Below are 16,288 nucleotides of genomic sequence, written 5' to 3'. Positions count from 1 at the left end.
GGTGTCCTGCGATCCTCGCTACCGTGCTCAGTACCGGTAGTGCTCGGGCTTGTACGGGCCCTCCACGTCGACCCCGATGTACTCGGCCTGGTCCTTGGACAGCTTGGTGAGCTCGCCGCCGAGGGCCTCGACGTGGATGCGGGCGACCTTCTCGTCCAGGTGCTTGGGCAGGCGGTAGACCTCGTTGTCGTACTCGTCCGGCTTGGTCCACAGCTCGATCTGGGCGATCACCTGGTTGGCGAACGAGTTGCTCATCACGAACGACGGATGGCCCGTGGCGTTGCCGAGGTTGAGCAGCCGGCCCTCGGACAGCACGAGGATGGAATGCCCGTCGGCGAAACGGAACTCGTCGACCTGCGGCTTGATGTTGATGCGGGTGACGTCCGCCGCCCGCTCGAGGCCGGCCATGTCGATCTCGTTGTCGAAGTGGCCGATGTTGCCCAGGATCGCCTGGTGCTTCATGCGGCGCATGTGGTCGAAGGTGATGATGTCCTTGTTGCCGGTCGCGGTGATCACGATGTCGGCCTGCTCGATGAAGCCCTCGACCGTGACGACATCGAAGCCGTCCATCAGCGCCTGCAGCGCGTTGATCGGGTCGATCTCGGTGACGGACACGCGCGCACCCTGCCCGCGCAGCGCCTCCGCGCAGCCCTTGCCGACGTCCCCGTAGCCGCACACCAGGGCGGCCTTGCCGCCGATGAGCACGTCGGTACCGCGGTTGATGCCGTCGAGCAGCGAGTGCCGGGTGCCGTACTTGTTGTCGAACTTGCTCTTGGTGACCGAGTCGTTGACGTTGATCGCGGGGAACGCCAGGTCGCCGCCGGCCGAGAGCTGGTACAGCCGCAGCACACCGGTGGTGGTCTCCTCGGTGACGCCGCGCACCGACTCGGCGATCGCCGTCCACTTCTTCGCGTCCTGCGCGAGGGACTCGCGCAGCAGCGCCAGGAACACCCGGTACTCGGCGGAGTCGTGCTCCTCGTCCACCGGCGGCACCACACCCGCCTTCTCGAACTGCGCGCCCTTGAGCACCAGCATGGTGGCGTCACCGCCGTCGTCGAGGATCATGTTGGCCGGCCGCGGTGTCCCGTCGGCGGCGGCGGGCCAGGTGAGCATCTGCTCGGCAGCCCACCAGTACTCCTCGAGGGTCTCGCCCTTCCACGCGAACACCGGCACACCGCGCGGGGCCTCCACGGTGCCGTGCGGGCCGACGACGACCGCAGCGGCGGCATGGTCCTGGGTCGAGAAGATGTTGCACGAGGCCCAGCGCACCTCGGCGCCGAGCGCGACGAGCGTCTCGATCAGCACGGCCGTCTGGACGGTCATGTGCAGCGAGCCGGAGATCCGCGCGCCCTTCAGCGGCAGCACCTCCGCGTACTCGCGGCGCAGCGCCATCAGGCCGGGCATCTCGTGCTCGGCCAGCCGGATCTCCTTGCGGCCGAATTCGGCGAGGGACAGATCGGCGACCTTGAAGTCGATCCCATTCAGCTGGTCGGCCACGAGCTTGGTGTCGGACACGTGAGAATGCCTCTCCTGTTGTCAGTCGGTTCTGCCAACAGGCTATACAACTCGCTGCTCAGTCGTGCCGGGCGGAGCGATCGATGAACGGCCCGAGCAGCTCCGCCAGGTCCGCGGCGACGTCCCGGTCGGACTCGGGCGGCATGGAGATGTAGCTCATCGCGATGCGCACGATCGCGCGGCCGAGGATGCCCGCATCCGACGCGGACGCCTGGACCCAGCTGCGCTGGAAGGTTTCCGACAGCCGGGCGGAGGCCCGCTCGATGAGCGGCGCCGAATCGGTGGTGATCAACCGCAACAGGTCGGGCTTGGCCTCGCCGCGCAGCAGCGACTGGATCAGCGGGTCGGCGCTGCTCTCGACGAAGAACGACGTGAATCCCTCGACGAGGGCGTCGCGCGCCTGACCCACATGGCTGTAGATCGCGTCGTCGACGGCGTCGACGAACTGATCGACCAGGCGCAGGGCATACGCCTGGGCCAGGCCCTGCCGCGAGGCGAACTCGTTGTAGAGCGTCTGCCGGCTCACACCGGCGCCCCGGGCGACGTCCGTCATGGTGACGGCGGACCAGTCGCGGGCGGTGAGCAGGTCCCGCATGGCATCGAGCACCGAGTTGCGCAGCAGCATCCGGCTGGCCTCGTGGAACGGTACGCGTTGCCGGTCCTCGGGTTCCCCGGCTCGCGGGGGCTCCCCGGCGGGGGACGATTCGTGCACGATCGACATGCCGCGACGTTTTCACGCGGGGCGGGTCCCGTCAACACGAAGGGAGCTAGCGGCGCGGCGCCGCCGTTTCCGCCAGTACCGAGTGCCGGCGACTGTAGGTGAAGTAGACGACCACGCCGATCACCATCCACACCACGAACCGCAACCACGTCTCCACCGACAGGTTGGCCATCAGCCACACGCACGCGAGTACCGCGAGAATCGGCACGAGCGGCACCGCGGGCACCCGGAATCCGCGCTCGAGATCCGGACGGGTCCGGCGCAGCACGATCACCCCGATCGAGACCAGGACGAACGCGAAGAGCGTCCCGATGTTGACCATCTCCTCGAGGGTGCCGAGCGGAATGAGGCCGGCGAGGACGGCAACCACGACCGTCACCAGCACGGTCGTCCGCACCGGGGTACCGTGCCGGCCGGTGTGCGACAACCGTCGCGGGACGAGGCCGTCGCGTGCCATCGCGAACAGCACCCGGGTCTGACCCAGCATCAGGACCATCACGACGGTGGTCAGGCCGGCGAGGGCACCGACCGAGATGAGGTTCTTGGCCCAGTCCATCCCGTTCAGCGCGAACGCCGTCGCGAGCGTCGACTCGTCTCCGGCCAGTTCCTTGTAGTTCACCATCCCGGTGAGGACGAGGCTCACCGCCACATACAGCACGGTGACGATCGCGAGGGAGCCCAGGATCCCGATGGGCACGGCCCGCTGGGGATGCCGCGTCTCCTCCGCGGTGGTGGCGACCACGTCGAACCCGATGAATGCGAAGAACACCAGGCTCGCCGCGGCGAGCAGGCCGTACCACCCGAACGTGCTGCCCCCGGCCCCGGTGAGGAACGAGAACAGCGACTGCCGCAGGCCCTCACCGGTCGAGGCAGATTCCGACGGCGGGACGTACGGGGTGTAGTTGTCGGTGTCGATGTAGAAGACGCCGAGCGCGACAACGAACAGGACGACGGCGATCTTGATCGAGGTGATCACCAGCGACACGCGCGAGGAGAGCTTCGTGCCCGTGGCTATGAGGACGCCGATCACCACGACGATCAGGATCGCACCCCAGTCCACCTTCACGGGCCCGAGAGAAGCCACCGGCGACAGGCCGCCGAGCACCTCGCCGAGATACAGCGACCAGCCCTTGCCGACCACGGCGGCGGCGAGAGCGAACTCGAGGATGAGGTCCCAGCCGATGATCCATGCGACGAACTCGCCGAACGTCGCGAAGGAGAAGGTGTAGGCGCTCCCGGCGACGGGCACGGTCGACGCGAACTCGGCGTAGCACAGCGCCGCGAGCGCGCAGGCCACAGCCGCGAGCACGAACGCGAGGGACACGGACGGGCCGGCGACGTTCCCGGCCGTCCGGGCCGTGAGGGTGAAGATGCCGGCGCCGATGACGACGGCCACGCCGAACACGATCAGGTCCCACGCTGTGAGGTCCTTGCGCAGACGGGAATCCGGTTCGTCGGTGTCGAGGATGGATCGCTCCACCGACTTGGTCCGGAACAGTCCGCTGCGGGATACGCCGCCGGTCTCGGTCATCGGGCACTCCCCTTTCTCCGGAGCGGAAGTACCCGGAGTGGCGCCCTCCCACGCCTAAGCCACGGGGGGTACGGAACAGGTCGGGCTCGAGGTGGATCAGCCGAACGGCGGGGACGGCGGCCCCGACCCGGGCATCGGGTCGTCGATCGCGGACAACGAGCCGAGGGAGAACAGCACCCCCTCATCGATCGGAAACGAGCGTGTTTCTGCTAGTCGACGGGAGCGCCGGTGTCCGCCAACCGCGCGCGGAACAGTTGCGCCGGCTCGCCGGCCGCCCGCACCGTGACGGCCGGGTCGGAGGCCGACAGCCACACCGCCTGGCCGGCCGACAGCTGCAGGCTCCGCCCACCGCATTCCACCCCGGCCACCCCGGCGGTGCACAACAGGATCTGCGGGCCGCACGGCGGCAGGGTGACGGCGTCCGGTGCGGCACCGGAGCCGGCGGCGACATCGACGCGTGACAGCGCGAACTCCGGGGCCGGAGTCCGGTAGCGCACCTCGCCCGGCCCGGACGGCTCCGGTTCGAGGATCGGCACGTCCACGGGACGGAAATCGAGCACCCGCAGCAACTCCGGCACGTCGACGTGTTTCGGCGTGAGGCCGCCGCGCAGCACGTTGTCCGAGTTGGCCATGATCTCCACGGCCATGCCGTGCAGGTACGCGTGCAGGTTCCCGGCGGCGAGGAACAGGCCCTGTCCCGGCTCGAGCGTGATCCGGTTGAGCAGTACCGCAGCGAGCACCCCCGCGTCGCCCGGGTAGAACTCGGCCAGCTGCAGCACGGTCCGCACCTCCTCGGCGAACGAGGCCGTGCCGTTGCCGTTGTGCGTCGCCAGGTACGTCACGCAGCCGTCGAGCACCCGCGGCAGCAACGCCGACAGCACCGACTGCGGCAGGGTGATCCAGATGGTGAACAGCGCCCGCAGGCCGTCCGAGTCGGGCTGCCCGGCGAGCAACCCGATGTACGGGTCGAGCTCGGGAACCTCGAGGGCGCCGAGCAGCTCGACGGTGCGGTGCGGATCCCGGAAACCGGCGAGCGCCTCGAAGCGGGTGAGCGCGACGACGAGTTCGGGCTTGTGGCTCGCATCGCGGTAGTTCCGCACCGGCGACTCGAGGGGCAGGCCCGCGGCCTCCTCCCGGGCGAAGCCCTCGGCGGCCTGTTCGGCGCTCGGATGGGCCTGCAACGACAGTGGCTCCTCGGCGGCGAGCAACTTGAGCAGGAACGGCAGCCGGGGTCCGAACCGGCTCAGTGTCGCCGGCCCCAGATGCCCGCCCGGATCGGCCTCGAGCACGTCGAGCAGCGATGCGCTCCCGCCCGGGCTGTCGCCGTTGGCGCTCACCACGCGCGCCGGGTCCGCGGGATGCGCACCGAGCCACAGTTCCGCCTCCGGATGTGCGGACGGCACGGTACGGCCGCACAGCGCCGCGATCGCGGTGCGCGAACCCCAGGCATACGAACGCAGCGCACCTTCGAGTCGGAGCACTAGCAACCACCGACCAACCGCAGATAGGCCGCGGCCATCTCGAATCGCACGGCCAGCACCGCCACCTGCTCCGGCACCGGCGGCACCGCCTTCGCCTCGAACTCCCCCACCACCGATACCAACTCCATGTCCGGCAGCGCTGCCGCGCGCCGCTCCGCCTGCCGCCGATCCTCCTCCACGCTCAGCACGAACACCCGCGCCGGGGGTGCGGGCACCGGCCCGTCGAGCTGTTCGTCGTGGAAGAACGGATCGTAGGGTTCCCCGCTCGCCGACGGCCTCGCGATGAGCCGGTCCCGGGCCGCGAGGACGTCCGACAACGCCGACGCCGACGCGATCACCCCGGCCACCTGCAACAGGGACTCCCCGGCGTGCCGGGCCAGCGCGGCCGTCACCGCGGAGTCGCCGGCCAGCGCCACCCGACGCGACTGGATGCGGGCCGCGAGCGCCTTCGCCGGGTTGTGGAACACCTCGCTGCCCGGCTGGTCGCGACCGGCCTCCGCGTCCGCCGAATCGGCGAGGTCGGCCAGCGGGGGAACCGCGCCCGCCGTGCGGGTGGCCTCCATCGCGACCACCACCGCGAGGAACACGGCGAGGTGCCGCAGGAGTGAGTACGCCACCGGCACCCGGATCCGCGGGGGCAGCAGCGTCGCACGGCCGGCGGTCGCCGCCCGGATCGGCCCCTCGTCCGGGGCGTCGACGACCACCTCGGCCCCGCGCCGCAGGGCCGCGGCGACCGACTCGGCGAGCTGCGGGTCGCCCGCGTCGTCGCCCGCGACGACGACGACGTCGAGCGGGCCGACCCACGGCGGCGTGACGGGGGCCGTGACCAGCGGCACAGCCGAGCGGGCCGCAAGCATCGCGACGACCAGCTCGCCCGCGCGCGCGGCGCGCGCGTCGCCGCACACGAGCACCACGCTGCGGGGGTGCAGGCCGTGCAGGCGGTCGAGGATCTGCTCGTCGACGGCCGCGGCGGTGGCCCGGATCTGGGCCCCACCGAGCGCGGCGAACCGCAGGATCCCGTCGACGTCCGCGTCGATCAGGGCGTCCGTGTCGTCCAAGTCGAGGAACGAAGAGGGAGCCGTCATGGCTGCGCCACCATCCTTCCGACTCGAACCGTCCCGGCGCCGGGCCCCGGGAACTCGATTATCCCCGCCACGGATACTTCCGTCACGCGCGCACGATTGCCAGGATTTCCCTCACCAGCGCGTCGACCTGTTCGGCGGTGCGGGCCTCGACGTTGAGCCGCAGCAGCGGCTCGGTGTTGGAGGCGCGCAGGTTGAACCAGGCGCCGTCGGCGAGGTCGACGGTGACGCCGTCGAGCCGGTCGACCGATTCGGCACGATCGCCGAATGCCTCGAGCACGGCGGCGGTGCGCTCCGCGGCGTCGGCGACGGTGGAGTTGATCTCCCCGGACGCCGCGTACCGGTCGTAGCCGGCCATCAGCTCGGACAGCGGCCGGTCCTGCCCGGCGAGCGCGGCGAGCACGTGCAGCGCGGCGAGCATGCCCGAGTCCGCGCCCCAGAAGTCGCGGAAGTAGTAGTGCGCGGAGTGCTCCCCCCCGAACACGGCCCCGGTCTCGGCCATCTGCTGCTTGATGAACGAGTGCCCGACGCGGGTGCGGACGGGCTTGCCGCCGAGTTCGGCGACCAGTTCCGGCACGGCGCGCGAGGTGATGAGGTTGTGGATGATCGTCGACCCGGGTTCCTTGGCGAGTTCCCGCGCGGCCACCAGCGCGGTGACCGCCGACGGAGTGACCGGCTCGCCGCGCTCGTCGACGACGAAGCAGCGGTCGGCGTCGCCGTCGAAGGCGAGTCCGAGGTCGGCACCGGATTCGCGCACGAGCTTCTGCAGGTCCACCAGGTTGGCGGGATCGAGCGGGTTGGCCTCGTGGTTGGGGAAGGTGCCGTCGAGTTCGAAGTACAGCGGCACGAGGTCGATCGGGAGCGCGCCGAACACCGCCGGCACCGTGTGCCCGCCCATGCCGTTGCCGGCGTCGACGGCGACCTTCAGCGGACGCATCGCCGACAGTTCCACCCGCGAGCGGACGAACGCGGCGTAGTCGGCGAGCACGTCCCGTTCGGAGACGGTGCCGGGGGCGCCGTCGAAGTCCGGGACGCCGGCGACGAGTTCGGCGGCGATGGTGGCGAGGCCGGTCTCCTGCCCGACCGGCTTCGCCCCGGCCCGGCACAGCTTGATGCCGTTGTAGCGCGCCGGGTTGTGGCTCGCGGTGAACATGGCGCCGGGGGCCTCGAGGATGCCGGAGGCGAAGTACAGCTGGTCGGTGGAGGCGAGTCCGATGTGCACGACGTCGAGTCCCTGGGCGGTGACGCCGGCGGCGAAGGCCTGCGACAGCTGCGGGGACGATTCGCGCATGTCGTGGCCGATCACGATGCGGGTGGCGCCGCCGTCGCGCATCAGGCGAGCGAAGGAGGCTCCGACATCACGGACGAACCCCGCATCGAGCTGTTCTCCCACCACGCCACGCACGTCGTATGCCTTGACCACGGCGGACACGGACTCGGCAGATCTCGCCACTGTTGCTGCTCCTGATCGTCGACTGGCACCGCCGCCTCCGCGGCGGGGCACGGTCAGCCTAGTGGGCGACGATCAGGACGTGGGATCGGGCAACACGCGCAGGTGGCCACGGCGGCCGGTGCGGGCCGTGGGCGGCGCGGCCAGCGCCGTGGGGACACCGGAATCGGTGTCGTCGGAGTCGGTTCGGGCACGCTCGCCGAGACCGGCCTCACGCACCGCTTCGGCCAGGGCGGTCAGGTCGTCCTCGTCCGGAGTGCCGGTGGTGAAGGCACCCTCGTACCGGACCAGCTCCCACCCCTTCGGCGCGGTGATCCGCGAGCCGTGCGATTCGCACAGATCCCACGAGTGCGGCTCGGCGACCGTCGCCAGCGGACCGACGACCGCGGTGGAGTCCGAGTACACGTAGGTCAGCGTCGCAACAGCAGGGTTCTTGCACCCAGGCCGGCAGCATCGACGCAGTGATCTCACAGTCGGAGAGTAGCGCGCCGTCCGCCCGGGGACTATCCGGACACACCGGAGAACCCGGTACGGATTTTCGTGTCGTACTGTCCAGAGCATGCACCGATCGCGCCGTTCCCGCCCCGTGACGTCCCGCTCGGTCGCGCGACGCGGCCGCGGCGTGCGCGGGCCGTTGTTCCCGCACGAGTTGCCGGCGTGGCGCTCACGGGCGGAGAAGTTCGACCTGCTCGTGCTGGGGGCGTTCGCCCCGATCGACGCGCAGTGGCACGACCGGCTGACCAAGCTCGATATCGCCGTCGACGAGGTGCCCAAGATCCGCGCCCTCGACCCCGACTCGGTGAACTGGCCGTCGGAGGTGGTCGCGGACGGTCCGGTGCCGCTGTCGCGACTCGTGCCCGCGGGGATCGACCGCCGCGGCGCCGCGACGCGGGCCCGGATCGTGCTCTTCCGCCGCCCGCTCGAACTGCGGGCGAAGGATCCCGAGGATCTCACCGATCTGGTCCACGACGTGCTCGTGCACCAGGTCGCCACCTACCTCGGCGTGGAACCCGAGGTCATCGACCCCGAGCTCGGCGGCTTCGACGAGGACTGACGTCCTCAGACGATGCCGCGCTTGAGGCGCCGGCGCTCCCGCTCCGACAGACCGCCCCAGATGCCGAAGCGCTCGTCGTTGGCCAGCGCGTATTCGAGACACTCGTCCCGGACCTCGCAGCCCAAGCAGATCCGCTTCGCCTCCCGGGTCGATCCGCCCTTCTCGGGGAAGAACGCCTCGGGATCCGTCTGCGCGCACAGCGCGCGTTCCTGCCACTGTTCGTCGCCACCGTCGGACGGGTCGCCGAAACCATCGATCAGGCTGAGCACGGGTCGCGCGGGCGCGTCCCCCCCGATGCCGTCGATGTCGTCCCGAACGTCCTCGCCTGCAGTGTCGATGCCTGCAGTGTCGATCCGAGAGCTCTCGAACCATTCGCGCTCGTCGGCCATCGTTCGCCTCCTCACCTGCAGCGCTGCAACTCTCGTCGAAACCGGCCCACTCCGCGCCATCCCCGGTCGAACATGCGTTCGAATGCAGTTCACCACAACCGATCTCGGCCCCGGTTCACTGGAAATGACACTTATGTGATTAGACACGTGGGGCGTGTCGCGGTCAAGCCGAGCGGCGCCGCTGCCTTACCATCCGGGGTTCTCCACCGTGCCGGTGCGCACCCGCCGCCCGGGCGCGCAGGCACCCCGGCAGCCCACCCGGCGCACCGCCTAGGCTTGCCCTGTGAACGTGACTGTATTGGTCGGCGGCGTCGGAGGTGCGCGTTTTCTCACCGGCGTGCGCCGGCTCCTCGGCATCGAACCCGGCCGCGACCTCGACCCCGACGCCGCACACCGGGTCACCGCGATCGTCAACATCGGCGACGACGTCTGGATGCACGGGCTGCGGATCTGCCCCGACCTGGACACGTGCATGTACACCCTCGGCGGCGGGATCGACACCGAACGCGGATGGGGCCGGGCCGACGAGACCTGGCACGCGAAGGAGGAGCTGGCGGCCTACGGCGCCACACCCGACTGGTTCGGTCTCGGCGACCGCGACATCGCGACCCACCTGCTGCGCACCCAGTTGCTGAGCGCCGGATACCCGCTCTCGGCCGTGACCGAGGCCCTGTGCGACCGGTGGAAGCCCGGCGTCACCCTGCTCCCGGTCTCCGACGACCGCAGCGAGACCCACGTGGTCATCACCGATCCGGCCGACGGCGAGCAGCGCGCCGTGCACTTCGAGGAATGGTGGGTCCGGCACCGCGCGCAGGTCCCCACGCACAGCTTCGCGCACATCGGCGCCGAGAAGGCCGCCCCCGCTCCCGGAGTGCTCGCGGCGATCGAATCGGCGGACGTGGTGATCCTCGCCCCGTCGAACCCGGTGGTGAGCATCGGCGCGCTCCTCGCGATCCCCGGCCTGCGCGGCGCGCTGCGCACCACGTCCGCGAAGATCGTCGGCCTCTCGCCGGTGATCGACGGAAAGCCGTTGCGCGGCATGGCCGATGCCTGCCTCGACGTGATCGGCGTCGAGTCGACCGCCCAGGGCGTCGGGCGGCACTACGGCGCCCGCAGCGGCGCGGGCCTGCTCGACGGGTGGCTGATCCACTCCACCGACACCGCCGATGTGCCCGGCGTCGAGGTGCGCAGCGTGCCGCTGCTCATGACCGATCCGGACGCGACAGCCGAGATGGCTCGCGCCGCATTAGAACTGGCAGGAGTGACCCCGTGACCATGCCCACCGACACGGCCACCGGGACCGCCGCCGGAGTGCGCGACCACTCCCCCGGACGGCCGATCGAGATCCTCCCGGTGCCGGGCCTGCCCGAGTTCCGGCCCGGCGACGACCTCGCCGCCGCAGTGGCCACCGCCGCACCCTGGCTCGCCGACGGGGACGTCCTCGTCGTCACCAGCAAGGTCTTCTCCAAGGTCGAGGGCCGCATCGTCGACGCCCCCACCGATCCCGAGGCCCGCGACACGCTCCGGCGCCGCCTCGTCGACCAGGAGGCCGTACGCGTGCTCGCCCGCAAGGGCCGCACCCTCATCACCGAGAACCGGCTCGGGATCGTGCAGGCAGCCTCCGGGATCGACGGCTCCAACGTCGCCGCGTCCGAGCTCGCCCTGCTGCCCGAGGACCCGGACGCGAGCGCCGCGGCGCTGCGGGAGCGCCTGGGGACCCTGCTCGGCGTGACGGTCGCGGTGGTCGTCACCGACACGATGGGCCGGGCCTGGCGCGTCGGCCAGACCGACGCCGCGATCGGTGCGGCCGGGATCCCGGTCCTGCACGAATATGCCGGATCCCGGGACGCGCAGGGCAACGAGCTGTTCGTCACCTCCGTCGCCGTCGCCGACGAGATCGCCGCCGCGGGCGACCTCGTCAAGGGCAAGCTGGGCGGGGTACCGGTCGCGGTGGTCCGCGGTCTCGACCTGCCCGACAACGGTTCCACCGCACAGGAACTGATCCGCGGCGGGGAGGACGACCTGTTCTGGCTCGGCACCGCCGAGGCACTCGAGCAGGGCCGCCGTGAGGCGCTGCTGTTGCGCCGGTCGGTGCGCGAATTCTCCTCGGAACCGGTCGATCCCGAGGATCTGCGGGACGCGGTCGCCGAGGCGCTCACCGCTCCGGCGCCGCACCACACCCACCCGGTGCGGTTCGTCTGGGTCCGCACCGAGCAGGTCCGCCGGCGGCTGCTCGACCGCATGCGCGAACGCTGGGCCGCCGACCTCGCCGGCGACGGGCTCGACCCGGCGGCGATCGACCGCCGGGTCGGCCGCGGCGCCCTCCTCTACGGCGCCCCCGAAATGGTGATCCCGTTCTGGGTTCCCGACGGCGCACACAGCTACCCCGACGCCCGCCGCACCGCTGCCGAGGCCACGATGTTCACCGTCGCCGCCGGCGCTGCCGTGCAGGGGTTGCTGGTCTCGCTCGCCGTGCGCGGGCTCGGCAGCTGCTGGATCGGGTCGACGATCTTCGCCCCGGACGTCGTGCGGCGTGAACTCGGCCTGCCCGGGGACTGGTCGCCGCTCGGCGCGATCGCGGTCGGGCACCCCCTCGAGCCGGCGACGCCGCGCGTCGCCCCCGCGGCCGGCGACCTGCTGCTGGAGCTTTGAGGTGACCGCGTCCACGCTGCACGCCTCGGCCGTCGACCGGCTGCAGACCTGGCGGACCGACTCGGTGGATGCGGAGTCGCTGCGGCACACCATGCTCGCGTTCCTCGACGCCGCGCCCGAGGGGTGCCTCCGCAGGCACGTGCCCGGGCACGTCACGGCGTCGTCGCTCGTGCTCGACGCCGACCGCCGGCACGTGCTGCTCACCCTGCATCCCCGGGTGGGGCGGTGGATCCAGCTCGGCGGGCACTGCGAGGAATCCGACGAGACGGTCGTCGGGGCGGCGCTGCGGGAGGCGACCGAGGAGTCCGGCATCGAGAACCTGGTCATCGATCCGGAACTGCTCTCGGCGCACACCCATCCGATCACCTGCTCGCTGGGCCGCCCGACCCGGCACCTGGACCTGCGGTTCCTCGTCGTCGCGCCGCCCGGGGCCGTGCCCGTCCGCAGCGCGGAATCGACCGACCTGCGCTGGTGGCCGGTCGACGCGCTGCCGCCGGAGGCCGAGCACGACACCCTCGGGCACCTGCTCGGCCTCGCCGCCGTACGCACCGGGGCGGGCCCCGCCGTACGCACCGGGGCGGGCCGTTAGACCGGCTGCAGCGTGGGGCGTTTCGGTTCGATGCCGTCGCCCGAGGAGGTGCCGCGCAGGCGCCGCCCGACCCAGGGAATCAGGAATTCGCGTGCCCACCGGCGGTCCTCGGCCCGCTTCGCCGCCGAGACCACCGGCGCGGCATCGAATTCGGCCGGGGTGAGCGTGTGCGACACACCGAGGAGATCGAGCACGCGGATCGCCATGTTCCGGTGCCCGGCCGGCGACATGTGGAGCCGGTCGAAATCCCACATCCGCAGGTCGCGGTACTCGTCGAACCGCCAGAAGTCGACGATCGCCGCACCGTGGCGGTCGGCGATCGCCCGGACCAGCTCGTTGTAGACGGCCCAGCGGCCGCGCAGCACCCCGAACACCGGCGCCCAGCTGCCGTCGTAGGCCGTCCACACGAGCACTCGCGCACCCGTGGCGGCAAGCTTGCCGATCGCGTCGTCGTACTCGGCCGCCAACGCGTCGAGGTCAAGCTTCGGGCGCATGAGGTTGTTGCCACCGGCGTAGATCGTCACCAGGTCGGGTCGCATCGCGATCGCCGCGTCGAGCTGCTCGTCGAGGATCGGGCGCAGCAGCCGTCCGCGCACGGCGAGGTTCGCATACCCGAACCCGGGGTTGTCGCGGGCGAGCTCCTCGGCGACGAGGTCCGCCCAGCCACGCAACCCGTTGGGCCGGGCCGGATCCGGGTCCCCGACGCCTTCGGTGAACGAATCACCCAGCGCCACATACCGTTCGAACTTCATTCGTGGACCCCCCGTGCTCACACGTCGGTGCTGAAACGGATCCCCCCGTCGGGGATCTGCACACCGGGCCAGACCCGGGCGCCGCGCAGCAGCTCGCAGCGCGCCCCGATGTCGGCGCCGTCGCCGATCACCCCGTCGCGGATCAGGGCGCGGGGACCGACCCGGACCCCGAATCCGATGATGGACCGCTCGATCACCGCACCGGCCTCCACCCTCGCGCCGTCGAAGATCACCGCGCCGTCCAGGCGTGCGCCGGCGCCGATCTCGGCGCCGCGGCCGACGACGGTGCCGCCGATCAGCAGGGCACCGGGCGCGACGGAGGCACCGGGATGGACGAGGGATTCGCCGCGCTGCCCACCGAGCGCGGGCGACGGTGCGATGCCGCGCACCAGGTCTGCCGAGCCGCGCACGAAGTCCTCCGGCGTGCCCATGTCCCGCCAGTAGGCGGCGTCGACGTGCCCGTACACGCGCTTGCCCTCCGCCAGCAGGGACGGAAAGACCTCACGTTCCACGGAGACCGGACGACCCTCGGGGATCGACTCGATGATCTCGCGCTTGAAGACGTAACAGCCGGCGTTGATCTGGTCCGTCGGCGGATCCTGCGTCTTCTCCAGGAACGCGGTGACCCGGCCCTCCTCGTCGGTGGGCACGCACCCGAACGCGCGGGGGTCGCCCACGCGCACCAGGTGCAGCGTCACGTCGGCGTCGGTGCGCAGGTGCGTGTCGAGCACCGCACCGAGATCCGTGCCGCCGAGGACGTCACCGTTGAAGACCATGACGTTGTCGGCGCGCAGCCTGGGCAGCACGTTGCGGATGCCGCCGCCGGTGCCCAGCGGCTCCGCCTCGGTGACGTACTCGATCTCGAGACCCAGTTCCGAGCCGTCACCGAAGTAGTCCTCGAACACCTCCGCCTTGAAGGATGTTCCGAGCACCACGTGCTTGATGCCGGCCGCACGGATACGCGTGAGCAGGTGCGTAAGGAACGGCACGCCGGCGGTGGGCAGCATCGGCTTCGGCGCGGACAGGGTCAGCGGCCGCAGCCGGGTCCCCTGCCCGCCCACCAGGATCACCGCATCGGTGTGCGGCGCAGCATCGTTCGTCATCGTGTCCCCTGTTCCGTGGTGTTGCCCGCCTCGGCCGCCCGCGCCCGTTCGCGTGCCGCCGCGGCCACCGACATCCTCGACCGGGCGGCGAGCCCGGCCCGCAGCGCCCACCGCAGCGGCGCCTGCCACGGATGCGGGTGCCGGTCCGCCTGGAACCGGTACGCGCTGTCGTGGTGGGCCGGCAGCATGAGTTCGGGATGCCGTCCTGCGGCGTGCCCCTTCGCGTGGGTGACCTCTGCCGAGGGCACGTATACGTTGAGCCAGCCCGCCCGGCCGAACCGGTCGCCGAGATCGACGTCCTCCATGTACATGAAGTAGCGCGAGTCGAAGCCGTCGACCGCGTCGAACGCCGCCCGCCGCACCAGCAGGCACGACCCGGACAGCCAGCCCACCGGGCGTTCGGACACGGTCTCGTTCTCCTGCCGGTACCGCTGCGTCCACGGGTTCTTCGGCCACACCGTGCCGAGCAGCGCGTGCCCGGCGCCGGAGACCAGCCCGGGCACCGAGCGCGCCGACGGATAGACGGTGCCGTCGGGTTCGTAGATCAGCGGGCCGAGGGACGCCGCGCGCGGCCAGCGACGCGCCGCCTCGAGCAGCCGGTCCAGCGACCCGGGTCCCCAGCGCACATCGGGATTGGCGACGACGACGAACTCCTCCGCCGGATCGACCTCCGCGACGGCCCGGTTGACGGCCCCGCCGTAGCCGATGTTGCCGCCGGTGTGCAGCAGCCGCACGTTCGGGTGCCGGGCCGCGGCGTCTTCGGGGGCGCCGTCGGTGGACCCGTTGTCCGCCAGGATCACACGGGTGGGCAGGTTCGTCGCGCCGGTCAGCGAGGTCAGGAAGTGCTCCAGATGCTCACCGGGCGAGTAGGTCACCGTCACCACGGTCAGCTTCGAACTCACGCCGTCACCTTAGCCGCCGGGCGCGGTCCCGCCGAATCACGCCCTGGCCCGCAGGGCGCCGATCGCGGCGTGCAGCGCAGGCCGCCACGGCCGGAGCGGCGTCAGCCCGGCCGCGGCCCACGCGCTGCCGTCGAGGACGGAGTACGCCGGGCGGGGCGCGGGCCGCACGAACTCGTCGCTGCCGCAGGGCTGCACGCGGCCCGGGTCGGCACCCGCCTCGGCGAACACCGCACGGGCGAGGTCGAACCAGCTGGCCTGCCCGGAGTTCGTCGCGTGCAGGACCCCGCCGGGCACCGCACCGGCGCGGGTGGCGAGTTCGAGGAGGCCGTCGGCGAGATCGGCGGCGTAGGTGGGGCAGCCGACCTGATCGTCGACGACGCGCACGGTGTCGCGTTCGCGTTCGAGCCGCAGCATCGTCGCGACGAAGTCGTTGCCCTCGCCGGTGTAGAGCCACGCGGTGCGCACCACGTGGGCGGTCGGCAACCGGTCGAGCACCGCGCGCTCCCCCGCGAGCTTGGTCCGGCCGTAGACGGTGCGGGGCCCGGTCGGATCGCCGACCCGGTACGGACGGTCCCCGTCGCCGGCGAACACGTAGTCGGTGGACACGTGGATCAGGTGCGCTCCGGCGGCGGCGCACGCGGCGGCCAGATGGGCCGGTCCCCACTCGTTGACCGCGGTGGCGTCCTCCACATGGGTCTCGGCCGCGTCGACGGCGGTGTAGGCGGCGCAGTTGAGCACGACGGCGCCCGGTTCGACGAGCGCGGCGACGGCATCCGGATCGGTGATGTCCGCCTCCTCCGCGCCGACGCCCCGGATCGGGAGGCCTGCCGCGGCGCCGCGGGTGAGCAGGTGACGGCCCAGCTGTCCGCGGGCTCCGGTGACGAGAACGGTCTGCACGGGCACGAGTCTGGCACGCCGGGGCGGCTGTCACCCGGTAGCCGGCACGGCTGTCACCCGGTAGCCGGCGCGGCTGTCACCCGGTAGCCGGCGCGGCTGTCACCCGGTACGAGCCGGGCACGCCGCGGCGGGTGCCACAAGGGCCGCGGTCTCGGCAGTAGCCTGGGTGC

General features: G+C 71.6%; 16 protein-coding genes. 4 read left to right on the top strand and 12 right to left on the bottom strand.

Translation table 11 applies throughout. The features are described from left to right. Nucleotides 1–27 precede the first annotated feature (27 nt). From ahcY to JYA75_RS14565, 7 genes are all read right to left on the bottom strand, one after another. Nucleotides 28–1,515, bottom strand: coding sequence for an adenosylhomocysteinase (gene ahcY, locus JYA75_RS14595; protein ID WP_006942661.1), 1,488 nt, complete (start codon nucleotides 1,513–1,515; stop codon nucleotides 28–30). Nucleotides 1,516–1,573: 58 nt separating this feature from the next. After that, complete coding sequence (locus JYA75_RS14590) at nucleotides 1,574–2,236, bottom strand: TetR family transcriptional regulator (RefSeq protein WP_029544617.1); 663 nt, start codon at nucleotides 2,234–2,236, stop codon at nucleotides 1,574–1,576. 46 nt (nucleotides 2,237–2,282) lie between these two features. Continuing rightward, nucleotides 2,283–3,767, bottom strand: coding sequence for an amino acid permease (locus JYA75_RS14585; RefSeq protein WP_161995515.1), 1,485 nt, complete (start codon nucleotides 3,765–3,767; stop codon nucleotides 2,283–2,285). Between the two features lie 209 nt (nucleotides 3,768–3,976). After that, entirely contained in the window at nucleotides 3,977–5,248 is a 1,272-nt protein-coding gene (gene manA / locus JYA75_RS14580; RefSeq protein WP_006942657.1) for a mannose-6-phosphate isomerase, class I, read from the bottom strand. Continuing rightward, nucleotides 5,248–6,333: a hypothetical protein gene (locus tag JYA75_RS14575; protein WP_043802402.1), complete on the bottom strand. Its 1,086-nt coding sequence runs from the start codon at nucleotides 6,331–6,333 to the stop codon at nucleotides 5,248–5,250. Before JYA75_RS14575 ends, manA begins: the two co-directional genes overlap by 1 nt. Before the next feature lie 82 nt (nucleotides 6,334–6,415). Continuing rightward, a complete protein-coding gene (locus JYA75_RS14570; RefSeq protein WP_065922401.1) occupies nucleotides 6,416–7,783 on the bottom strand; it encodes a phosphomannomutase/phosphoglucomutase in 1,368 nt (455 codons plus the stop codon). A 72-nt stretch (nucleotides 7,784–7,855) separates the two neighbouring features. Further along, nucleotides 7,856–8,251, bottom strand: a complete 396-nt coding sequence (locus JYA75_RS14565) for a DUF3499 domain-containing protein (protein WP_170914101.1) — start codon at nucleotides 8,249–8,251, stop codon at nucleotides 7,856–7,858. Between the two features lie 88 nt (nucleotides 8,252–8,339). Here JYA75_RS14565 and JYA75_RS14560 point away from each other — a divergent pair, with 88 nt between their 5' ends. Beyond that, nucleotides 8,340–8,834 (top strand): metallopeptidase family protein, encoded by a 495-nt coding sequence (locus JYA75_RS14560; RefSeq protein WP_037201001.1) that lies wholly within the window; start codon nucleotides 8,340–8,342, stop codon nucleotides 8,832–8,834. 5 nt (nucleotides 8,835–8,839) lie between these two features. Here the strand turns inward: JYA75_RS14560 and JYA75_RS14555 are convergent, their stop codons facing one another. Further along, entirely contained in the window at nucleotides 8,840–9,103 is a 264-nt protein-coding gene (locus JYA75_RS14555; protein WP_170914112.1) for a WhiB family transcriptional regulator, read from the bottom strand. 403 nt (nucleotides 9,104–9,506) lie between these two features. Between JYA75_RS14555 and cofD the strand changes: the two genes are divergently transcribed. From cofD to JYA75_RS14540, 3 genes are read left to right on the top strand one after another with little or no spacing between them, the layout of a single operon-like run. Next, on the top strand, nucleotides 9,507–10,496 hold the full coding sequence (cofD, locus tag JYA75_RS14550) for a 2-phospho-L-lactate transferase (protein ID WP_029544620.1): 990 nt from the start codon (nucleotides 9,507–9,509) through the stop codon (nucleotides 10,494–10,496). A 2-nt stretch (nucleotides 10,497–10,498) separates the two neighbouring features. Then, the gene (locus tag JYA75_RS14545; protein ID WP_072635634.1) at nucleotides 10,499–11,875 is read left to right on the top strand and encodes a coenzyme F420-0:L-glutamate ligase; all 1,377 of its coding nucleotides are present in this window, start codon (nucleotides 10,499–10,501) and stop codon (nucleotides 11,873–11,875) included. 1 nt (nucleotide 11,876) lies between these two features. Continuing rightward, a complete protein-coding gene (locus JYA75_RS14540) occupies nucleotides 11,877–12,464 on the top strand; it encodes an NUDIX domain-containing protein (RefSeq protein ID WP_185712838.1) in 588 nt (195 codons plus the stop codon). Here JYA75_RS14540 and JYA75_RS14535 read toward each other — a convergent pair. Genes JYA75_RS14535 through rfbD form a run of 4 tightly spaced genes read right to left on the bottom strand, consistent with a single transcriptional unit; the run spans nucleotide 12,461 to nucleotide 16,118 of the window. Beyond that, nucleotides 12,461–13,216 (bottom strand): SGNH/GDSL hydrolase family protein, encoded by a 756-nt coding sequence (locus JYA75_RS14535; protein WP_006942636.1) that lies wholly within the window; start codon nucleotides 13,214–13,216, stop codon nucleotides 12,461–12,463. The genes JYA75_RS14540 and JYA75_RS14535 overlap by 4 nt on opposite strands. Before the next feature lie 17 nt (nucleotides 13,217–13,233). Next, on the bottom strand, nucleotides 13,234–14,319 hold the full coding sequence (locus JYA75_RS14530; RefSeq protein WP_006942634.1) for an NDP-sugar synthase: 1,086 nt from the start codon (nucleotides 14,317–14,319) through the stop codon (nucleotides 13,234–13,236). After that, nucleotides 14,316–15,221 carry a glycosyltransferase family 2 protein gene (locus tag JYA75_RS14525; protein WP_029544622.1) on the bottom strand — a complete coding sequence of 302 codons (906 nt, stop codon included), beginning with the start codon at nucleotides 15,219–15,221 and terminating at the stop codon, nucleotides 14,316–14,318. Before JYA75_RS14525 ends, JYA75_RS14530 begins: the two co-directional genes overlap by 4 nt. Nucleotides 15,222–15,257: 36 nt before the next feature. Next, complete coding sequence (gene rfbD, locus JYA75_RS14520; protein WP_065923432.1) at nucleotides 15,258–16,118, bottom strand: dTDP-4-dehydrorhamnose reductase; 861 nt, start codon at nucleotides 16,116–16,118, stop codon at nucleotides 15,258–15,260. Nucleotides 16,119–16,288 lie beyond the last annotated feature (170 nt).

It is taken from the genome of Rhodococcus sp. PSBB066 (assembly GCF_017068255.1).
Taxonomy (GTDB): domain Bacteria; phylum Actinomycetota; class Actinomycetes; order Mycobacteriales; family Mycobacteriaceae; genus Rhodococcus; species Rhodococcus aetherivorans.
Note: the sequence above shows the minus strand (reverse complement) of the source record. Positions and strands in the feature narration are given on the sequence as shown.

Excerpts from the sequence above, each read along its gene's own strand:
- JYA75_RS14590 (WP_029544617.1), bottom strand. The coding sequence starts at position 2,236 with ATGTCGATCGTGCACGAATCGTCCCCCGCCGGGGAGCCCCCGCGAGCC.
- JYA75_RS14585 (WP_161995515.1), bottom strand. The coding sequence starts at position 3,767 with ATGACCGAGACCGGCGGCGTATCCCGCAGCGGACTGTTCCGGACCAAG.
- JYA75_RS14575 (WP_043802402.1), bottom strand. The coding sequence starts at position 6,333 with ATGACGGCTCCCTCTTCGTTCCTCGACTTGGACGACACGGACGCCCTG.
- JYA75_RS14560 (WP_037201001.1), top strand. The coding sequence starts at position 8,340 with ATGCACCGATCGCGCCGTTCCCGCCCCGTGACGTCCCGCTCGGTCGCG.
- JYA75_RS14545 (WP_072635634.1), top strand. The coding sequence starts at position 10,499 with ATGCCCACCGACACGGCCACCGGGACCGCCGCCGGAGTGCGCGACCAC.
- JYA75_RS14535 (WP_006942636.1), bottom strand. The coding sequence starts at position 13,216 with ATGAAGTTCGAACGGTATGTGGCGCTGGGTGATTCGTTCACCGAAGGC.
- JYA75_RS14530 (WP_006942634.1), bottom strand. The coding sequence starts at position 14,319 with ATGACGAACGATGCTGCGCCGCACACCGATGCGGTGATCCTGGTGGGC.